A 21,125-nucleotide genomic window follows, 5' to 3' on the forward strand; every position below is an offset into this window, starting at 1 on the left:
TAGGAAGTTGTATGAAAGATAAAACGCAGGTAATTGAAGAAAAGAAAGAAAGAGTATGGTATGTAGGGCAATGCCATTGTGGTAATGTTAAATTTGAAGCTTCGGCTACTCGTAATTTAACAATCACACTCTGTAACTGTGGTATTTGTTTTAAATCGGGTCACCAAGAGTTAATGGTTAAGGAAGAACACTTCAAATTGCATTGCGGTCAAGAATTTTTAAAGCCCTATAGATTTGGGAACTGCATTGCTGATCACACTTTTTGTGTAGTATGTGGAATAATGCCTTTTTATAGGCCGCGTTCTCATCCGACAGGGTACTTTAGTGTAAATGCTCGGTGCCTTGAGTTAGATCAAGCAGAGCACATTGAATATGTAGAGTTTGATGGGCAAAACTGGGAAGAAAGCATAGCTGCTGGTAAACACAAGCTTACAGAATAGATCGATAAAGTAAGTTAATTTAATTTTTACTTAAGTTGTAGTGCAGTTTAATGAGTGATGATGAAGTAGAATATCACCAACCTAATCTAAGCAATATAGTACAAAGCAGTTGGCAATTTGCTAATCCTCCTATCTATCGAGGATCGACCGTTTTTTTCGATAGCTATGAAGCAATGAGCGATGAAAACGTGCCTTATGTTTATGGAAGATGGGGGACGCCGACTGCTGATGCTTTTTGTAAAGCAATGACCGAACTTGAAGGTGGCGCGGGTACTATTGTTACTTGCTCTGGGCTGGCTGCGATTTCTACTATACTTCTTGCACTTACTTATCCAGGCTCTCATGTACTAATTGGTGAATCTTCTTTTCCTGCAGCACTGCGGTTCTGTGATGAAGTACTTAAGAAATTTGGCGTTATAGTCGAGAAATTTTCAGGTACAGATATAACGAAAATCAATGAGAAAATTTTACCAAGCACCGTCTTAGTATATATCGATCTTCCAGGAAGCTATGGGGCAAATTTTTTTAATTTATTATCCATTAAAAAAAAATCAGATAAGACTTATATTTTAGTAGATAACACTTGGGCGACGCCTTTATTTTTTAATCCCTTAAAATATGGAGCAGATATCGTTGTTCATAGTACTTCTAAATACATAGCTGGCCATTCAGATTCTATTATGGGTTGTATTACTGTAGCTAATTTGAATTTATTTCAAGAAATTCAAAATACAAGTAGAGCATTGGGACAATATGCGGGCGCTGATGACTTAAGCCTTGCTATTAGAGGATTAAAGACACTTGAGCTAAGAATGAGACAACATTTTGATAGTGCTTTAAAAATTGCAACCTGGCTAACAAATCATACTGCAGTTGAAAAAGTTTTTTATGCGGCTTTATTATCAGATGAAAATTACCAGGTTTGGAGTAAACATTTTAAAGGTGCAGGTGGAGTATTAACCTTTTTCTTTAAAAGGGCAATCGAAAAAAATTATCCGAACTTCTTAAATAAATTAAAAATAATAAAATTAGGTTGGGGATGGGGCGGATATGAAACTTTAGCATCAGCTTCTACTATCAATTTTGGTGAATATTTAGGTAGAATTGCAATACGATTAAGTGTTGGTTTAGAATCAACGGATAATATTCTTAAAGATCTAGAATTAAGTTTAAAAACTTTATAATAAAAGATCAGCTCCGTTTATATCTATAGTAGCTCCATTTATATATGAGGATTGATCTGATGCGAGAAAAGAAATTAAATTGTAAATATCATCAGTAGTACCTAATCGCCGCATTGGAATTTTTTCTGATTCCATATTAATTTTTTCTAACGTTGCCGAGTCACGTAATAATTCGGTATCAATTGTGCCAGGAGCAATTGCATTGATATTAATATTATATGGAGCGTATTCAAAAGCAGCGTGACGAGTAAGGCCTAAAATACCCGCTTTAGCTGCAGTATAGTGTGCGCCTGCAAAGGTACTGATAGAGCGCCCGGCAGATGATGAAACATTTATAATCTTTCCATATTTATTTAATTTCATATGAGGCAGCACCGCGCGCATACAATAAAAAACACTATTTAAATCTATGCAAATAGTATCATTCCACTCAGCATCATCAATGAGCTCTAAAGGCCGAGTCAAGGGTGCTATAGCAGCGTTATTAATTAAAATATCTATTCTATTAAACTTTTCTAGGGCTAAATTAATTATTTTATTACAATCAGCCGAATTAGCTACATTTCCTGGTGCCTCCACAAACGAAGGATCAAAAGGACTAATGACTTCTACTGTTTGTTTCAATCGAGAACTATCGATGTCATTAAGTACTAGATTTGCACCATTTTGGGCAAAATTAATTGCAGCTTGGCAGCCTATCCCTCTACCAGCACCCGTAATAATTACAACTTTATCAGCAAATAATTTCATTTTCTCTTCTTATGTTTGTTGAGGCTGGGTTATGACCTATTAAATTTTTGGAGCAAGCGGTAATGAGAACAACATCTCTATAACCATAATTCGCGTTTATGCTAGGGACTATTGGGGTAGAATAATGAAGAACTTCAGTATCACTAAGAATTAATAAATTTCCTTCTGGGATAATTTTATCAAATATAATTTGGCCTAAACTATCTTTAACTTGGGTTTTTGCACCCGTTATATTCGTTCTTGAAACCACAAAAATTCCTAACCAATCTATTCCGTCCCTATGAAATCCTTCTAGAGCAGTTAAACCTTGTTGATTAGAATGGCAATCTATTCGTTGCAATTGTACTAAAATAACTTCCTCGCTTTTTAGTCGACATATAGTTGAGAATTTATAAAGGAGATTATAAAAGTCCTCTCTTTGATGTAGCTCATTGTCAATTGGCGAGTAATCTCTAACAATATTTCCATGAATCTGATTGTATTTTTTTTCTTGGAAAAGAGGATAGTGAGGTAAAAGCTTAAAGTTTTTGTCTTCTCCACAATGCCATGAAATACTTTTATATCTAAATCCTTCCTGTACATAGGGATCTTTAGGGGAATTAGAAAAAAATTTACCCCATTCTTTTATTTTTACAATGTCGTTTAGATCAAAAATACAGTACTTCATTTTTACAGCCAATTATAAATTATACTTCAACTAAAGACTGAGCTTTTTCGCCAATCTCTAGCATCAACGCGTCTCTTTCTTGTAATGAAAGGGGAAAAGCCCAGCCAACTTTGGCCCCGTGTGTTACATTGACAATACTATCTTCAATTGAACCTCTTACCACCAGGCCCGCAAATTGATCTAATATTTGAAATAAACCTAAGACTATTTTATTTTCTATTCGTTCGAATTTTTCATTATCTGGCAAGTCAATCACTTCACATTGAATATATTCCTGAGCTGTTCCGCCTTTCATATTCTTTAAAGTGGTTGCTACATAATTGTCGTTGTGTTCTGAACCTACGCATACAGCTTCTCCACCATAAGAGCGATTAGCTTTAAACACAAAGTTATTCTTATTCTCTATAAGATAGCTAATATTATCTTGACGAATGGATATTGTGTAAGGGACGTATTTTAATATGGCTTGACGCTCTGCTTCGGTTAATATTGACTGATATTGTTTATCATAAAATAAAGCAAACCATTTTTTATTACTTCGAATCTCTGTTTCAAAAGTATTAATAATAGTAGCGCCGCTAGCAAACATTTTTAAAAATAATGAATGACAATTTAAATCATCATATAGGGCAAGTCGATAAATAAGGGTTTTCTTTCCAGCATTTAAGTTGAGGAACTCTTCAGGATAGTCTTCTTCTGTGGCGATAGAGATAGGGACCTCAGAAATAGTTTCTTTTACACTGTCTAAAAGACTTTTTACTGTGCCGCTTCCTTCTAATAAATATTTCTTTAAAGAAAAAATAATTACTCTCTCAAATTTGTTCTCTAAAACTAATTTATGTAAATATTTAGCTATAATTTTCCTTGGCGAGGCATAGGTGCTGATATCACCTCCTATTGCGCTAAAATAACTACTAAAACAATCAAAAAACTTAATACCTCCAAGTGATGATTCAATATTTAGTTCACAAAATTTGTAGCCTTGATTTGAAGGAATAATATCAGGTCTAGCAATAATTTTATTGCCTACTTTTAACTCATCCCAATCAATAAAAACCTTTGCCTCTTTAGGTAAGTCAAACATTTCTAGAATGTGATCTTGAGGGTATGTAGACAATAAAAAACTAAGAATTCTAGTTTGTGCTTGAATTAATAATTTACTAGCCTCACAAAGCTCTTCGTAGACATATTTTTCCATAATTAGAGGTATCGGAAAAGTTGGATATTTCGCGCCATAATTTTTTAAAAAATTACTAACCTTTTGAATAGAACTATGGCTCTCGATATTCGCTGCGTGAGAGAGAAAATTATCTACCCAAGGTTTATTGAATGTAGCAAATGACATAGTTCATTTCCCATAAAAAATTTTAGTCACATAAAAAATCTTAATTTAACAGTAAATTTAAGAACTCTTGTTCAAGCGTAACAGCATAAGACTCCGATTTTGCATACACCATATAATCAATAATCCCCCAGTTATCGATATCCTCATTCATAATAACTATTCCTGAGTGATTAGTTGTTGAGAGTTTTTCAGCCAAGTTAATAGCATGCGATAAATCACAAGTAGCGACATGATTACGAGTTAAAATGCAATGTGTATTTAAATAATTTGAGCCTAACAATTTTTCTGCGATAGGTTGTATGTGTGAGCATCCGCCTAAACGACCATTAATCTCGGTAAATAAGACTTTATTATCTTCAGTAACTATTGCATCGAAATTAATAAGCCCAACATACCCAAAGTTTAACAAAAGTTGCTTTAAAATTTCGCAACCATCTAAAAATTGCTGGGTTATATTGGAAGGTAAATTACCTGGGATCTGAAATCCGATCCAATTTACTATGTCTTTTCCTTTGGCATCTTCAGTTTCGTCCATTCGAACAATGCCATAGTTTTTAAGCTGGCAATCTTCTATTTTTTTTCCAATATAATATTCTGCATACAGGGTGTGCTTAGAGGGAAGGTATGATTCCACTACAATTAGATTGTTTCCTAATGAATCAACTAAGCTGTACCATAGCTTTTCTGATAATTCATAAGTAATATCTTTTATGCTACCTAACTTTAGAACTTCTCTGACTCCAGCATAACTTAAACGGTCAGATAAAGTGATCGCGATATTTCCTTCACCATTAGCTGCAAAATCCTTTTTGATGATAATCGCACCCACATTATTTATTTGTTGACGCATGACGTAATACAGCTCTTTCACAGAACGACATATATTTCCAGGGGCGATGGTAATATAGGGCGCAGCCAAAGCTCTAAAAGTAGCTTTACTATTAAGCAAATTAATGCCAGATTGGTTCATAAAACTAGGCGTTTGAAACTTATCGTATGACAAACCTAATTCATTAGAAAAGCAAACAATAGAAGAACTAAATATATAAGGAATTAGTTCCCACGTTTTATCAGAAATATGAGCTTTAAGCTCACAAATTAGTTTATCGTTAAGGAGGACTTCACTAGTTAAGATGCTAGAGTTATTCGAAGAAGCCATTAAAGGAAAAAAGTTTTTTGATGTAATGTTTTTATTCTTAATATGAGAAATATAGTCAATCATATATTTAGAGGGCATGGATGGAAGTATTAAGAGGTCATCTTCTTCTAACAGCCAAGCTAATCTTTTTGCGTAAACAGCTGCTGCTTGACGAGTAAAAATTGGCAGCTTAGAAACATCGCCAACCACAGCTTCACTATATACATTTCCTATCAACAATTTTGGCATGAGTTCATTTTTCCTGTATTGCTAATATTAATTAATTTTTTTATCAGCCTAATATGCCAATGGAGGTATGACTTTTCTTGATAAAGAACAGAATCGGAATTTTTTTTAAATATTTGCTGTAAGCTTGAGCCAGCAAGGCCAGGATGCAGATGATGCTCTGCATGAAAGTTTCCGTTCCATAGAAAAAGGCGTACTAAATGATTAGATAAAATACTTCTTGACTCTGAATAGAAATTTGCGACTGGATTACAGTCTAAATGCTCTGGTAAGCCAAAAAATAAGATCCACATATATGAGAAGGACAGCGGAAGCCAATAGTAGTTAAGCATGGTAAGTGGGAATAAGCTGGTAAAAATAGAAAATAAAATCAAGAGGAAGCAGATAAATAGGGTATCTAACATCGCCCTCCTTTTCTTACTTGGGCTATTAAGATAATAAGGGTAAACTTGCCATAAGACTTTTAAAGTTTTTGAGATTTTTGCAAAGGCTACGGGAAGCCCTGTCATAAAATAAAGATATTGTGTTAATGATTTGAATTGAATTTTTGTTTCTGTATCTTTCTCAGTTCCAACATACTTATGATGTTGTAAGTGATGTTCTTTATAGATGGTAAAATTTATTAACAATAGGCTTGTAAAGAATCTCCCAACATACATATTAATAAGCCTATTTTTTAGATATGTCTGATGCAGGCATTCATGAGCTAAATTCAAACCTCCAGCTAAAATAAATCCTAACGCTAAAGCAATGAATAGACTAATTAGTAGGCTATGGGAGCGTACTAGAATAAGTGAAATATATGTAAAAAGAATAAGAGTTAATTTAAGAAGAGGGTATGAGGTTCTTACTCTTTTTCTACAATAACTCATTTGCATATTACTCTATCCTTAAAGCTTATTTATAAATAATTAATGTTCTAGGTTACGCCAACCAGATACTTTTGAAATTGAAGCACTCCAATTTAAGCTTTCATATAGCGCTGTCATGGCATGGTGTTGAAATTTATCTTCTTCTTCTTTACCAACTACTAGTTCTAACATTTTATGTACCATTTCAATATGGTAGGCTTCAGCTGGATCATCCTCACCTACGTGAGTTTTAAAATAAATTAATTCGTTAGAATTGTGATTAAAATTTCTTCTAATTCCAGCCCATAAAGATTCAATAATTGTATGGGCATGCATTTCAAATGCAACCATATAAGCACATCTAATCACAGCATCTCTATTACTTAAGCCGTCAATAAGCGATAGTAAATAACTACGAGTTGGCTCTGAAAAATCAGGAGTAACAGCTTTGCCAGTTAGAGTCTCAATATCATGCCTTAACAAGTTAGAATGGAACCATTTTTTTGTATCTAATATATTCTGAAGTCCAGCTTTACCGAATCTCTCAATTATGTACTGGCCTCCTGTTTCATCCCAACAGAGAAAGTTACCCACAACACTTGTCATTTCTACATGAGAAGGGATATCGTGATTAGATTTTATAGAATCAAGAATAAGTGATAATTGAGAACCTGCCTGTATATAGGGGAAAGCTAGAGAAATTCCTAGAAAATGGGGAAATAAAGTAATTATTTGATCACGGGAATGTAGCTGATTAAAGGGATGCTTATTAAGCATTTTCATCGACTTATGCTTAAATAATTCATATAACATGTTTCACCACCGATACTGATTAGATTATCACTGTTTTTATTATTCATCTTCCTTAATGTTGTACAGCACCAGTTTGGAATTCTACTTATATCTGACTTATTGTCAATAAAATTTCCCAGAAGGATTATACTTAAACAAATCTATTAAAAATCAGTGGCTTAGTTAAAAAGCTCTTTTGTAAAAAGAGTTATCTAATTTTCAGGTAAAGGATGAATTCTCGATAAGTTGATTATTTTATTAGTCTTTTAAGAGCGTTATATAAACAAAGAAACATATTGATATTTGTTTTTATCTTGATACGCTAACTAAATTAGTGGACCTAGTTAAAAGAAGTGGCCCAGTTAATATAAAGAAACATCAATATAGACTTATCTGGATGATAAAATGACTCAGAAGAATCCCAGCACTTACCTTGACCTTTGCACAGAAGTCTATGAGCTAAGCAAGCCCAATATAACACTAGATGCTTATCAGTTTTATCGAAGCTATGCTATAGAGGCAGGAGGCCCTATTTTAGAACCAATGTGTGGTACAGGTCGTTTTTTATTGCCTTTATTTGAAGAGGGATTCGATATTTATGGTTTTGATGCAAGCGAGTCTATGTTAAAAAAATTACATGAGAAAGCAGCATCTAAAAATCTTAAACCTACTGTTTGGAAAGGGTTTATAGAAGAGCTAGAAAGAAAAGAAAAATATAAATTAATTTTTATTCCTACTGGTTCATTTGGCTTAATAACTGAGCCTCAAATTATTCAAGACACAGTAAAATTAATTTACGATCATTTAGAGCCAAACGGTCTTTTTGTATTTGAAGTGGAAACTTCAACTGCTATTGGCAAGGAGCTAGGTATTTGGCATGGCTCTAGATGGCCCTTAGTAGATGGTAAAATTATTTTAATGAGCCAACTTATTGCACTGGAGGATGAAATCTGCTGCGCAATTGCTAAATATGAACTGGTTGAGGGTAATCAAGTTATCCAGACAGAAATTGAAGATTATAAGATTCGCCTTTATAATGAGCCCGCATTTTTAGTTAATTTGTTAGATTCAATTGGATTTAGTAATTTGCGTCTGGTTAAAGCCTTCGATCGGTCTGCTTCTCCGAAAAAGGATGATATGAGCATTGTGTTTGAATGTAGAAAATAATTAGAGTTAGGTATTAAAATTGAATTTTATTATCATCCTTACCTAAGAGCATCGACCTTACTTGATCGCAAAGCTAATCTTACCATCTTTCCCGCTACTTTGTTCAATACTTACCATTTTAATAGCTATAAATCAATACAAGCCACACTGTACAAGACTAAACATAATAGTTAATCCCCTAATAATTTATGATAAGATTATGATAAATAGTAATATATTTGTATACAAGAAGCCCTGGGGCACTAGTGGACAGTGATTTAAAAGACTCAATATTTCTTAATTTCAATTTGTGTATTAAATTAACAAATTAGAGCAATTGGGTTTTATTTTATCTCGGACTAAAAATCTTTTAATAATCGGGGTTGATATGCCATTATTAGGGAATTGTCTAATTTTCTTAGATACTGGTTTTTTCACAAATTACAAACCTAACGATAACCTTTATGATGAAGTATGGAAACGTGCCAAAAATGATGGTTTGAAATTATGCACTTCTTGGATATGTATTGAAGAATGGAAAAGCCAAAAAATCAAGCACCTCACTAAATTCTTAAAAGATATGAGAGACCAGCAGATTTATCATTGTAGGCAAAATTTCTTTTCTCAAAAGTTAATTTTAGAACCATTATATGCTGAGTTCGAGAACGAGGCCTATGTGCGTGATAAAGTAGAATATTTACTTCAAGATTTCTTAAAATCAAACAAAATTAAAATATATCCTGCAAAAGACGAACATATTCCTTCAACTTGGAATGGATATTTCACGGGGGCTCCTCCTTTTCAGAAAATAAAAAATAAAGAAGATTTACCTGATGCTTGGGTATTTGAAGGTGCGAAAAACGCACTGAATGATCCTGAACACAATGCATTTGAATTAAAATACTGTATTTCTACTGATGGTGCATTGTCCAAATATCTCAGTGAATTAGGTTATACCTCTATTAAATTGAATGAATTAATTGAAATCTTGCGGAAAGAAGAACTCGAAGTTGTCGACGAGCCAGTAGTTCAGCCTCAACAGCAAGTGATATTAGTGAATGATGAAATTGAAATGGGACCTCTTGATAAGCTCTTAACAAAAACGGTTCTTATACAAGATAGTGAAATTTATTTGCGACTATTAGGCTATTTAGTAGCATTAGATGCCCCAACCCATGAGACTCTCTTAACCATGGTAAGTTCAAGAGGGTACGACTCTAAACGTGTAGAAGCTTGTGCAGTAATGCTTTCAGGAGAGCCTAATCCTTATATTAAAGATCTTGGAACACATTATATTGTTGGGAATAAAGAAGTTTGTCATGCTGCTAGTGAAAGAGTGATGGATGAAATCATTGGAATGTTGGAGTAAGAGTAATCATGGATCTTAAACAAAAAAAGAAAATTATTGGTTTTCTTATTACTAAGGCAAATAAAGACCCGCGTGCTCTTAATGCAATTAAAAGTGAGCTTAAAAAAGCTGATGGAGAGTTAAAATCGAGTATTGAATTCGATGCTATATCAGAACAAATTGCAATCCTAAAGATTATAGCCCGGCTCTTTCCTAAAGAGGTTGTGTCAATATATCTTGAACTCCTTCCTCGCTTAAATTCCATTGAGTTAAGTTATACAGAAATTTCTAATATTTCATTAGATGGTTTTAAAAGCATATACACTAAGGAAAAATTAATCATTCAAATATTTAATGCCTTAGAAACTGTACGTTATCATGACATTGAAAAAATTCTAAATATTCTTTTTGAATATACTATTCATGAAGATGAAGAGGTTAGGAAGCAAGCAACTAGAGGGCTTGAAGCCATTGCTCAATATAATTTAGAAGTCTTTTCTGGTGATGGAAAAGAGTTTCATGGTTTAGGATGGTGGCCACAAGAAAAAACTGTTGAAAAAATTCAATCTTTTTCTAAAAAGGAATGGAAAATATATTTAAATACTATTTTTTCGTGTATTCAAAAAATTCTATCTCCTTCAATTAAAGGAGCTTCGTGGGGATACGATACTGTCACACTTAAAACAGCGTCGGTACCCCCAGAAGAAGGTCTAATCAAATTACGGCAAAATGCTTTAAAACTTTTAAAAGAAATTTACTTCGAACTGGCTAATCCTGAGACCAAAAAAAAATTATTGGATGTGATGCTAACAGCCACAAGGTTTTCTAGTGCCTCCCAACGAACCAAACAAATAGAACAAATGATAATATGTAATACAACGTTTGTTCTGCAATTTATGAGTGACTGTATTGTTGAATCAGAAGACCTCCAAGTACTACAGACTATAGAGCATGATGCCTACTGGCTTTACTATCATTTAGGGAGCTTGAGTCCCGATATAAAAAAAGCGGGATTAGTAGTGAAAAAGAAACTGGATGATAATGAGGAATTTCAAATATTTCGTGTACTCATTGGGTTTGAAAGTATTTTTCATGACTGGGAAGGAGAACGAAAAAAAGAGCATTTTGAACAGGAAAGAAAAATAAGGGAAGAAAAGATTATTGAGCTTGTTCGAGATATTAATGACCAAAATTATGAAGCCTGGAAAGGCCGTATTTTTCAATATGCTGCTATTCGCTCAAATGATATGGCGACTTTTCCTTATTTTGGGAAGTTCTTAGAGTGTTTGGGAAAAGAATCGTCTGAAATCGCGATACAACTGCTATCAGAGTTTCCCGAAGAACTTGAATGGTTTATTGTTCCAATTCTACGAGGAGTTGAGCAAAGCCCTAAAAAAAATGTGCTTTCTAGTCTTATTTCCTCTTGGATTAGAGATGGTATTTTTTTTCTTGCTGTTGCAAGGTTCTTACAATTTACCACCAGCTTTAAAATATCTACTCTAAAAAAATTATTTGATAAAGCTAAGCCATCAGAAAATACTCATTTTTTAAGTCAAATAATTGTTACTTCAGCTGCACAACATACAAACAGTGATAATAAACTTATTAATGAAGTTATGATACCTGCTATTGAGAAATGCACAGAACTACGATATCCAAACTGGATATTTGATTTGTGGTTCAGTAAAGAGTATGTCAGTGTATTCCATAAAATGAATGAAGGTAACTATGATGTTATTTTAACAAATCTACTTTGGCTAAAAAATATTGGTCATGAAGCTGAAGAGATCTTATTACCCATTGCTGAACATGTCCCTCAAAGGATAGTGCGATTCTTCTGTGAACGAATCATTCTGCCTCAGGAGAAGTCTGATGATAGATTTGAGGCTCTTCCATTTCAATTTAGCTCGCTTTCTGAGCCTCTTTCTAAGGTTCCAGAGCAGATAATTAAATTGATTCTATCCTATAAGAAATTTGACGATAGATTGTTTACTTATAATGCTGCGAGGTTATTAAATTTAATTTTTCCAAAACTTGAAGAGCAACCTGCTTTTGAAAAATCACTGATTCAGCTTGTGAATAAGGGTGGTGACCTTACTCTCTTTTTTATTGCCGATATATTACGTGGTTATGACGGTAATAAGTCCATATATCCAATATGCAAAGAGTTGATCAAGGTTGCGAATAGCAACGAGGATTTACTTAATGCTGTAGCCATTGCTATGCAATCAACGGGAGTTGTTGAGGGTGCAGAAGGTTTTATATTTATCTATGAAGAGAGAAGGAAAGAAATCGAAATGTGGTTAGACGATCAAAATCGTGAAGTCGTTCTTTTCGCTAAAAATTACATAGTAATGCTTAAGAGGCAAATTGAGGCAGAAAAACAACGTATATCAGAAGATGAAGCACTGAGAAGGCATCAATATGGTTTAGATGATGAGCAAAGGTAATACTGAATAGTTGTGAGTGATTGGTATTTGTTATTTCCAATTGCCCCGTGAGTGTCCCATGGAGGTCATAATTTTCTTGAGATTACTCGTAACTAATTGATTTTATTGGTGGGCCCACTAGGACTTGAACCTAGGACCAACGGATTATGAGTCCGCTGCTCTGACCAACTGAGCTATGGGCCCCGAAAGAAGGTGTATTGTAATCTTAAATTTAGAAGAAAACCATAATAATTTTACATTAAATTATTAAAAAAGGTGCTCTGGTTAGCCTTTTTGCAAATTGTATTTAAGGCTAACCAGAGTAGGGCGATGATTAATCATCGTCTCCTTCTAAGAAGCTGCGTAACTTCTCTGAGCGAGAAGGGTGGCGTAGCTTTCTTAAGGCTTTTGCTTCAATCTGGCGAATACGTTCACGTGTTACGTCAAATTGTTTACCCACTTCTTCAAGCGTGTGATCCGTATTCATTTCGATACCAAAACGCATACGTAGTACTTTCGCTTCTCGCGGAGTCAATGTTTCTAAGATTTCTAAGGTTGCTTCGCGTAAGCCTTCTGCTGTTGCCATGTCAATTGGTGAGTCAATATTATTGTCTTCAATAAAGTCACCTAAATGAGAGTCATCATCATCGCCTACAGGCGTTTCCATAGAGATGGGCTCTTTAGCAATTTTTAAGACTTTACGAATTTTATCTTCACTTAAGTCCATTTTCTCAGCAAGCTCTTCAGGCGTTGCTTCGCGACCTGTTTCTTGCAGAATTTGGCGAGAGATGCGATTAAGTTTATTAATCGTTTCTATCATATGCACAGGTATGCGAATAGTACGCGCTTGATCGGCAATAGAACGGGTGATAGCTTGGCGAATCCACCAAGTAGCGTAAGTAGAAAACTTATAGCCACGGCGGTATTCAAATTTATCAACTGCCTTCATTAAGCCAATATTGCCTTCTTGAATTAAATCTAAGAACTGCAGGCCACGGTTAGTGTATTTTTTAGCAATAGAAATAACGAGGCGTAAATTTGCTTCGACCATTTCCTTTTTAGCACGTCTAGCTTTCGCTTCGCCAATAGACATTTTCTTATTAATATCTTTGATTTCGCTAATTGTTAGGCCATATTCTTCTTCAAAGGAAGCAAGTTTTGCTTGGATACGTTTTATTTCATCTTGGTAGCTTTCAATCCGCACTAAATCTAATTTTTTGCCATGTTTAGCAATAATGGTATCAAGCCATTTTGGATCAGTTTCTTGACCTGGGAATGTATCGATAAAGAGTTTACGTGGAATACGTGCTTTTTCGATGCACAAACGCATAATATTGCGCTCAAATTCACGAATATGATTACGTAGCTGGCGGAAATGCCGAGTTAATTTATCCACTTGTCGTGAGGTTAATTTAAGCTTTAAAAAGGACTCTGACATCGCTTCAAGTAGTTCGACTGTGTCAGCGTTATGACGTCCGTTGGCTCGCAAGGCAAGCATAGCTTTCTCATAAGCTTCACGTAATTCATCAAAATAAATCTTGGCTTGCTCAGGATTAGGGCCATCATCTGCCTCAGTAATACCACCTTCGCCGTCTTCATCTTCCTCGACTTCATCTAAAGCCACGTCATCGAGTATATCAGGGTCCGCTTGGACTTCATCTAACATAGAACCAATGCTTGATGCAGGCGCTTCTTCATCACTATCGGAAAAGCCGCTGATAATTTCACTTAAGCGCATTTCTTCACGCAATACGCTGTCATAATCATCTAAAACTAATTGAACGGTTTCAGGATAATGTGCGAGTGATTTAAGGACTTGATAAATACCTTCTTCAATTCGCTTGGCAATGCGAATTTCACCCTCACGAGTTAATAATTCGACAGTACCCATTTCACGCATATACATACGAACAGGATCAGTCGTTCGACCTGTTTCTTTATCCACAGAAGCGAGAACAGCTGCTGCTTCTTCAACGTCTTCAGGTACTTCCTCGGTGTTACCTAAAAGAGCTAATTCATCATCGCTAGGAGGCGTTTCAAATACTTTAATATTCATGCCTTCTAACATGCTAATAATGACATCAAAATGTTCAGTATCAACAATATTAGGTAATAAGTCATTAATTTGGGCGTAGGTTAAGTAATTTTGTTCTCTACCCAAACTAATCACTTTCGTGATTTGGGAGCGCTGTTGCTCTTGTTCGTTTGTAGTCATAGGCAATATCAGTCAGATGAGTAATTAAATATAAAAAAAGTTTTTGATTATAAACCTGCAGCTCCAAACTTGCCAGTAAAAAATTGTATTATTTTTTATCAGTTGCCGTTCGATGCCGTTGTTGTAACAACTTTTGCAAGAGTAATCGTTCTGTTTCAGTTAAGCCTTGTTTTCTAGATTTTTCAATATATTCATTAATTTTATGCTCTAAATTTTGTTTTTGCATAAAGTTAAGTATATCAATAAATTCAGTAGTAAGGGCATTTTCTGCTATTTCAAGCTCCCAACTTGCTAATTTATTAAAGGAATCAAAAACAGCGGTATTACGCCACTGTTCAATTAGTGTAGCAGTATTTGTATTAGGATTGGCAGCAATTTGTTTTATTAATTGTTGTAGTAAATGCTGTTCACCTGTGTCTAGGGCTGCTAAATCAATGTAATCTTTACACAAAGAATAAATTTCTGGATGCTGTAATAGTAGAGCAATCGCTAAACGTAATGGTGAGCGATGAATGGTTGTTTGAATCTTAGGTGAAGGTATTGATTCAGCTGTTAATATCTGGCTTAAGCGATGATTTTCTATTCGGGTACGCAAGGCCAGTTCATCTAATAATAATTGCTTATAAGTGCTTTCTGGCATAATTGATAGAAAGGGCTTTGCTTCACTAATTAATTGGCTTCTGCCAGCGACACTTTGCATATCAATAGTTTGAGCTAAGGTATCGAAAAAATACTGGCTTAGAGGAATAGCATGGCTTAAGCGCTCTAAGAATTTTTCTTTACCCTCACTGCGCACTAAGCTATCTGGATCATGGCCCTCCGGTAGAAAAACGAAGCGCGCATCAAGATTATTATCTAGAAAAGGTAAACTATTTTCTAAAGCGCGCCAGGCAGCTTGTCTACCCGCTTCATCACCATCAAAACAAAATATCACCTGTTTGGTGTGCTTACTTAATAATTGAATGTGATAGCTGCTTGCGGCTGTTCCAAGCGCTGCAACAGCATTGGAAATACCAAATTGAGCAAGGGCAATTACATCTAAATAACCTTCAACAATTAAAATAGTACTGATCGGTACTTTTTGCTGTAAAACTTGGTGCAAGCCATATAATTCACGGTTTTTTTGAAAAATAATAGTTTCAGGTGAATTTAAATATTTAGGTTTTTGTTCTTTATCAATTGCTCTGCCACCAAAACCAATGATGCGTCCGTTTCTATCGTGAATAGGAAACATAATCCGATGGCGGTAACGATCATAGGTTTTGCTATCTTCTTTTTTGACCAGCATGCCTGTTGTAATCAAGTCAGCTTTATAATCTTTAAATTCTTGTTCTAGTGTATGCCAGCCAGAAGGGGCATAACCGAGTTGAAATTGTTTGGCTATCTCACCTGTTAAACCGCGGTTGCGTAAATAATCAATGACTTCATTAGGCGCATTTTTTAAGGATTTTTGATAATATTGGGTAACTTTAGTTAAAAGTTGATACAAACTTAAAGATTGCTGAATTTTTTCCTGGTTTTGCTCACGAGGTACTTGCATACCTAATCGTGCCGCTAACGTTTCAACAGCGTCGATAAATCCTTGATTTAAATAACCCATCACAAAACTAATTGCATTACCACTCGCCCCGCAACCAAAGCAATGATAAAACTGTTTTTTAGCAACAACATTAAATGAAGGTGTTTTTTCGTTATGAAATGGGCAGCAAGCGGTGTAGCTATTACCTCTCTTTTTTAGAGGCACATAGCTATCAATTAATTCTACTAAATCAGTACGATGAAGTAATTCATCAAGAAAAGGTCTCGGTATTAAGCCGGACATAAAATAGTTAGCTCAACCTAGCCTTTATGAGGGCACTTACTTTACTCATATCAGCACGGCCCTGGAGAGAGGGTTTAAGCGAATTCATCACTTTCCCCATATCGCTGATATGTTTTGCATCATTGTTGGCAATGGCCTCATCAATTAATAAATTAATTTCTGTTTCCGATAAAGGTTCAGGCAAGTATTTAGAGATAATCTCAAGCTCATATTGTTCTTGAGCTACTAAGTCATCACGACCTGCGTTACTAAATTGAGAAATTGATTCTTTTCGCTGTTTAGCAAGTCTGTCTAGAATGACAAGCATACGGTCATCGGCAACCGTTATACGCTCATCAACTTCAACTTGTTTAATTGCAGCTGTAATTAAGCGTAGCGTACCAACCAATTTTTGATCTTTAGCACGCATTGCTTCTTTGAGGTCATTATTAATGCGCTCTTTAATCGACATAATTATTTTCGTCTGCGTTTAGCATTACGTTGGTTAGAGACGTCACGTGCTATTTTCTTTAAGTGTCGTTTAACAGCAGCTGCTTGTTTACGTTTACGCTCAGCAGTAGGCTTTTCATAAAATTCACGACGACGTAATTCAGTCAAAATTCCTGCTTTTTCGCAAGAACGTTTAAAACGACGCAATGCGTATTCTGGATTTTCACCTTCTTTCACACGAACGGTGGGCATTAATTAGTCCTCTGGTATAATTAAACACAATAAGCTGGCAATTCTAGTGCCACTTGTTAAACTCGTCAAGTTATTGTTAGATTGCGAGTGCTTTTTGCAACTTTAAGCTTAAATTTTAGCAGTATAAGCAGCGAAAGATTAAAATTATAAGCTTATTAGTAGATAAGACTTGGTTTATTATAACGTATTTAGTTAGTTATTAGTAGAGGTAGAAATGCGAGTATTGGGAATAGAATCCTCCTGTGATGAAACAGGCATTGCTATTTATGATTCAGAAAAAGGATTAATCGCCCAAGCCTTATATTCGCAGATTAAGATGCATCAACAATATGGTGGTGTTGTTCCTGAATTGGCATCACGTGACCATATTAAATGGCTTATCCCTTTAATTAATCAAACATTAGCAGAAGCAAATTTAAAGAAAAGTGATTTAAATGCAGTTGCCTATACGGCAGGCCCAGGATTAGTAGGAGCATTATTAGTTGGCGCCTGCTTTGCTAAAAGCTTAGCATTTAGTCTAGGCATACCCACCATTGCGGTTCATCATTTGGAAGCCCATTTATTAGCGGCTTTATTAGAAACAAATGCTTTGCATTTCCCATTTTTAGTTTTACTCGTTTCTGGTGGTCATACCCAATTAATAGAGGCAAAAAGCTTAGGTAATTATCAATTATTAGGCGATACGTTAGATGATGCCGTAGGCGAGGCTTTCGATAAAATAGCAAAATTAATGGGTATTCCTTATCCAGGTGGTGCCTTACTTGCAAGTCTTGCTGATGAATTTGCTCTCAAAAAGTTAACGCCTGGCTTTCCACCCTTTCCACGGCCAATGACAGATAGGCCTGGCCTCGATTTTAGTTTTAGTGGCTTAAAAACCCATGCTTTAACTGTTTGGCGAAAAAGCAAACAAGACGATCAGGCCCGAGCCGCAATAGCTTATGCCTTTCAACAAGCTATTGTGGATACTTTAATTATTAAATGTAGCCGAGCCGTCAAACAAACAAATTTGCAGCAATTAGTGGTAGCTGGAGGCGTTGGTGCAAATCGTACTTTGCGTACAGCACTAACAACATTAATGAAAGATAATCAAGGAGAAGTTTTTTTTCCACGCTTCGAGTACTGTACAGACAATGGTGCAATGGTTGCTTTTGCTGGCAGCTTACATTTAGAGCAGGGTAAACGAGATTTAGATTTAGCAGTTAATGTAAAAGCACGTTGGCCGCTAACTTAGAATCTGCCTTCAAATTAGATTGGCATTGTTGCGTGGATAAATTTTAGAGTTAATTATAACTAAAAGTAATCCTATGTTATTCCCGCACCCGCGTAGGTGGGGATCTATCCTTCAATGAACACTGAAGTTAACTTGTAGATGGATTCCCGCCTGCGCGGGAAAGACATTCATTATCTAAGCAACAAAGCTATATTAGGTACTTTGTTATTCCCGCATATTTTGTCATCCCCGCGTAGGCGGGGATCTATCCTTCAATGAACACTGAAGTTAACTTGTAGATGGATTCCCGCCTGCGCGGGAAAGACATTCATTATCTAAGCAACAAAGCTATATTAGGTACTTTGTTATTCCCGCATATTTTGTCATCCCCGCGTAGGCGGGGATCTATCCTTCAATGAACACTGAAGTTAACTTGTAGATGGATTCCCGCCTGCACGGGAAAGACATTCATTATCTAAGCAACAATGCCAAGTAGATTTCATAGACAGACTCTTAAAGGCTTTACAAGCAGCTAAGATGGTTCATTATCACTCTTTTTTTTCTTTTTCTTCGGGGTTCTTACCGTTTCAGGCGTAGCAGGATCAGTGAAGATAGGTTGTTCAGCAGCACTTGGAGGCTCTGATGCTGAATCCTCTTGCTGATCTGCGGTTGCATAGATTGGCTCTTCTGTAGGCTTATTAGCAGATTCATCTTCTATAATGATATCGGCTGTTTTTTCTTCTTCTTCAAATGCTTGATTAACTTGCTCGTCAACAACGATATCCTCAGTAACATCACTAAAACGGTGTTTAGAAAAGCTTAATTTAGGCTCGTCTCGATCAATTAACCGATTAATGTTATTACGATGTTTATAGATAATAAGAAACGTCATAAAAAATAAAGGAATAAAAACATCCACACTACCAAAGCCTAAAATACTATAAAGAGGCGCAAAAATTAGTGCAATTATAGAAGCTAGAGAGGCATAACCTGTGAAATTAGCAACAATAAGCCAAATTACTATCGTTGCAATACCGGTCACAAAGCTTAATCCCAATAGACCACCTAGTGCGGTAGCTACGCCTTTGCCACCCTGAAATTTAAAAAATACTGGATACATATGTCCTACCACTGCCGCAAGACAAGTAAAGCTGGTAATGATAGGGCCTAAACCTAGCGATCTAGCTAAAATAACAGGAATAAAACCTTTAAGCATATCCCCAACTAAAACTAAGGCTGCGTATTTCTTACCGGCAAGTCGCAAAACATTTGTTGCGCCGGGATTTAAAGAACCCTCTAATCGAGGATCAGGCAGAGAAAAAAGTCGACTTACAATAATAGCTGAACAAAAAGAGCCACAGATATAACCAAAAATGACAAAAATTATAAAAAGTAAAAAACCTAGCATCATGCCTCCAAGCAATGATTAGATTTCTTTGGAAACTCTACTTTTGCAGCGAGTTTTTAAAGAAGTCTACTTAATTTAATCCGCTTATTCTCACAAGTTTTTGTATAAATCTTACAAGAAAAAATAATTTTTTAAGCTCAAAAAAAGAGAAGGATATTATTATCTGTGAAAGTTAATTATTTGTGAAGGGCGATAATTAATTTAGTAAGTTTAAGCAGGCAAGAATAGGGCTTGTAAATTATTAGTATAACGTCGACCTAGTTCACTTACTTGCCAAAAATCCTTCGATAATTTAATTAAACCTTTACTTTCAGCCTCGTGTAATTTAGCTGCTAAAACGTTAAATGAAAGGCCCGTTCTTTCAGTAAAAAGGTTATTAGGTATAGGTTGTTGTAAGCGAGTAGTATTTAACATAAATTCAAATAATAAAGTTTCAGCCGATACTTTTTCTTTACCTACTAAAAATACTTTATCAGGATCTAGATAATCTTTAGGTTGCCGGTATTTTTGTGTACGGTAAATAATAGGCTCTGTATTAAACGTTAATTTACCATGCGCACCCGCACCTATCCCATAATAATCGCCAAATAACCAATAATTAAGATTATGGCGTGCTGTTTTGTTATGTTTGCTAAAGGCCGAGATTTCGTAACGTGTTAAGCCTTGTTCGCTGAGTAACTGAAACCCTGCCTGCTCTAATTCTTCAGTCACTTCTTCGTTAGGTAAATTAGGCTGTTTTTTATAGAAAACAGTATTAGGTTCGATAGTTAATTGATACCAAGAAAGGTGTTCTGGCTGATATTTAAATGCTTGTTCTAAATCATCCATACCTTGTTTTATTGTTTGATTTGGCAAGCCATACATTAGGTCAATATTAATATTTTCAAAACCAGCCAGTCTTGCCGCTTCAATAGCATGGTGAGCTTGTTTATCATTATGGATTCGCCCAAGGGTACGTAAATGATTGGGGTCGAAACTTTGAATGCCAAGTGATAAGCGATTAATACCAAGTTGCCGGTACGCTTGAAAGCGTTTTTGCTCAACTGTTCCTGGATTAGCTTCTAAGGTAATTTCAATGTCTGGCGCGAATGACAGGTATAATTGCAGTTGTTCAAGTAATTCGTTATAAGCATCTGCTGAAAATAAACTAGGCGTTCCGCCGCCAATAAAAATAGATACTATTTCTCGCTTGGGGAAATAAGTTAAGTCATTTTTTAAATCAGCAATTAATGCATCGATATAATTTTTTTCAGGTAAAATTTCCGGGCTTTTATGGGAATTAAAATCACAATAAGGACATTTACGAATACACCAGGGAATATGAATATAGAGCGAAGTAGGTAACATCATTTACAGGATACTGGCTTGTTAAACGCTGCAATAGTATCATGAGTTGCATTAGCTGTCCTAATTTGGACTTATAGATTTAAATTAATTTTAAAAAAGAGATAAA

At 35.3% G+C, this 21,125-nt stretch carries 18 protein-coding genes and 1 tRNA gene; 6 read left to right on the forward strand and 13 right to left on the reverse strand.

Going from position 1 to position 21,125, the window contains the following annotated elements:
• The first annotated feature begins 11 nt into the window (after window positions 1–11).
• Together DYH30_RS02780 and DYH30_RS02785 are read left to right on the forward strand one after the other, a co-directional pair.
• Window positions 12–440, forward strand: a complete 429-nt coding sequence (locus DYH30_RS02780) for a GFA family protein (RefSeq protein ID WP_115330192.1) — start codon at window positions 12–14, stop codon at window positions 438–440.
• A 50-nt stretch (window positions 441–490) separates the two neighbouring features.
• Window positions 491–1,624 carry a trans-sulfuration enzyme family protein gene (locus tag DYH30_RS02785; protein WP_115330193.1) on the forward strand — a complete coding sequence of 378 codons (1,134 nt, stop codon included), beginning with the start codon at window positions 491–493 and terminating at the stop codon, window positions 1,622–1,624.
• Here DYH30_RS02785 and DYH30_RS02790 read toward each other — a convergent pair.
• Genes DYH30_RS02790 through DYH30_RS02815 form a run of 6 tightly spaced genes read right to left on the reverse strand, consistent with a single transcriptional unit; the run spans window position 1,619 to window position 7,434 of the window.
• Complete coding sequence (locus tag DYH30_RS02790; protein WP_115330194.1) at window positions 1,619–2,374, reverse strand: SDR family NAD(P)-dependent oxidoreductase; 756 nt, start codon at window positions 2,372–2,374, stop codon at window positions 1,619–1,621. The genes DYH30_RS02785 and DYH30_RS02790 overlap by 6 nt on opposite strands.
• Window positions 2,358–3,041, reverse strand: a complete 684-nt coding sequence (locus DYH30_RS02795; protein WP_115330195.1) for a 2OG-Fe dioxygenase family protein — start codon at window positions 3,039–3,041, stop codon at window positions 2,358–2,360. Before DYH30_RS02795 ends, DYH30_RS02790 begins: the two co-directional genes overlap by 17 nt.
• 19 nt (window positions 3,042–3,060) lie before the next feature.
• Window positions 3,061–4,386, reverse strand: a complete 1,326-nt coding sequence (locus DYH30_RS02800; RefSeq protein WP_115330196.1) for a hypothetical protein — start codon at window positions 4,384–4,386, stop codon at window positions 3,061–3,063.
• A gap of 40 nt (window positions 4,387–4,426) precedes the next feature.
• Window positions 4,427–5,773 (reverse strand): preATP grasp domain-containing protein, encoded by a 1,347-nt coding sequence (locus DYH30_RS02805; RefSeq protein ID WP_115330197.1) that lies wholly within the window; start codon window positions 5,771–5,773, stop codon window positions 4,427–4,429.
• Entirely contained in the window at window positions 5,758–6,648 is an 891-nt protein-coding gene (locus tag DYH30_RS02810) for a fatty acid desaturase family protein (RefSeq protein ID WP_115330198.1), read from the reverse strand. The genes DYH30_RS02805 and DYH30_RS02810 overlap by 16 nt, the downstream gene beginning before the upstream one ends.
• 33 nt (window positions 6,649–6,681) lie before the next feature.
• Window positions 6,682–7,434: a hypothetical protein gene (locus DYH30_RS02815; RefSeq protein ID WP_131740669.1), complete on the reverse strand. Its 753-nt coding sequence runs from the start codon at window positions 7,432–7,434 to the stop codon at window positions 6,682–6,684.
• A 384-nt stretch (window positions 7,435–7,818) separates the two neighbouring features.
• Between DYH30_RS02815 and DYH30_RS02820 the strand changes: the two genes are divergently transcribed.
• The 3 genes from DYH30_RS02820 (at window position 7,819) to DYH30_RS02830 (ending at window position 12,357) form a co-directional block, all read left to right on the forward strand.
• Entirely contained in the window at window positions 7,819–8,580 is a 762-nt protein-coding gene (locus DYH30_RS02820; RefSeq protein ID WP_115330200.1) for a class I SAM-dependent DNA methyltransferase, read from the forward strand.
• A gap of 367 nt (window positions 8,581–8,947) precedes the next feature.
• Window positions 8,948–9,928: a PIN domain-containing protein gene (locus DYH30_RS02825; RefSeq protein WP_131740667.1), complete on the forward strand. Its 981-nt coding sequence runs from the start codon at window positions 8,948–8,950 to the stop codon at window positions 9,926–9,928.
• An 8-nt stretch (window positions 9,929–9,936) separates the two neighbouring features.
• Window positions 9,937–12,357, forward strand: coding sequence for a hypothetical protein (locus DYH30_RS02830; RefSeq protein WP_115330202.1), 2,421 nt, complete (start codon window positions 9,937–9,939; stop codon window positions 12,355–12,357).
• A gap of 106 nt (window positions 12,358–12,463) precedes the next feature.
• On the opposite strand, the gene DYH30_RS02835 is transcribed toward DYH30_RS02830, so the two are convergent.
• From DYH30_RS02835 to rpsU, 5 genes are all read right to left on the reverse strand, one after another.
• Window positions 12,464–12,540, reverse strand: a tRNA-Ile gene (locus tag DYH30_RS02835).
• Window positions 12,541–12,670: 130 nt separating this feature from the next.
• Window positions 12,671–14,551, reverse strand: coding sequence for an RNA polymerase sigma factor RpoD (gene rpoD / locus DYH30_RS02840; RefSeq protein ID WP_115330203.1), 1,881 nt, complete (start codon window positions 14,549–14,551; stop codon window positions 12,671–12,673).
• 88 nt (window positions 14,552–14,639) lie between these two features.
• Window positions 14,640–16,373, reverse strand: coding sequence for a DNA primase (gene dnaG, locus DYH30_RS02845; protein WP_115330204.1), 1,734 nt, complete (start codon window positions 16,371–16,373; stop codon window positions 14,640–14,642).
• 7 nt (window positions 16,374–16,380) lie between these two features.
• Window positions 16,381–16,824 carry a GatB/YqeY domain-containing protein gene (locus tag DYH30_RS02850; protein WP_115330205.1) on the reverse strand — a complete coding sequence of 148 codons (444 nt, stop codon included), beginning with the start codon at window positions 16,822–16,824 and terminating at the stop codon, window positions 16,381–16,383.
• A gap of 2 nt (window positions 16,825–16,826) precedes the next feature.
• Window positions 16,827–17,054, reverse strand: coding sequence for a 30S ribosomal protein S21 (rpsU, locus tag DYH30_RS02855; RefSeq protein ID WP_115330206.1), 228 nt, complete (start codon window positions 17,052–17,054; stop codon window positions 16,827–16,829).
• Window positions 17,055–17,268: 214 nt separating this feature from the next.
• Between rpsU and tsaD the strand changes: the two genes are divergently transcribed.
• Complete coding sequence (tsaD, locus tag DYH30_RS02860) at window positions 17,269–18,285, forward strand: tRNA (adenosine(37)-N6)-threonylcarbamoyltransferase complex transferase subunit TsaD (RefSeq protein WP_115330207.1); 1,017 nt, start codon at window positions 17,269–17,271, stop codon at window positions 18,283–18,285.
• A 511-nt stretch (window positions 18,286–18,796) separates the two neighbouring features.
• On the opposite strand, the gene plsY is transcribed toward tsaD, so the two are convergent.
• Together plsY and hemW are read right to left on the reverse strand one after the other, a co-directional pair.
• Entirely contained in the window at window positions 18,797–19,672 is an 876-nt protein-coding gene (gene plsY, locus DYH30_RS02865) for a glycerol-3-phosphate 1-O-acyltransferase PlsY (protein WP_115330208.1), read from the reverse strand.
• 210 nt (window positions 19,673–19,882) lie between these two features.
• Window positions 19,883–21,019 (reverse strand): radical SAM family heme chaperone HemW, encoded by a 1,137-nt coding sequence (gene hemW / locus DYH30_RS02870; protein WP_115332475.1) that lies wholly within the window; start codon window positions 21,017–21,019, stop codon window positions 19,883–19,885.
• Window positions 21,020–21,125 lie beyond the last annotated feature (106 nt).

It is taken from the genome of Legionella busanensis (assembly GCF_900461525.1).
Lineage (GTDB): Bacteria > Pseudomonadota > Gammaproteobacteria > Legionellales > Legionellaceae > Legionella_C > Legionella_C busanensis.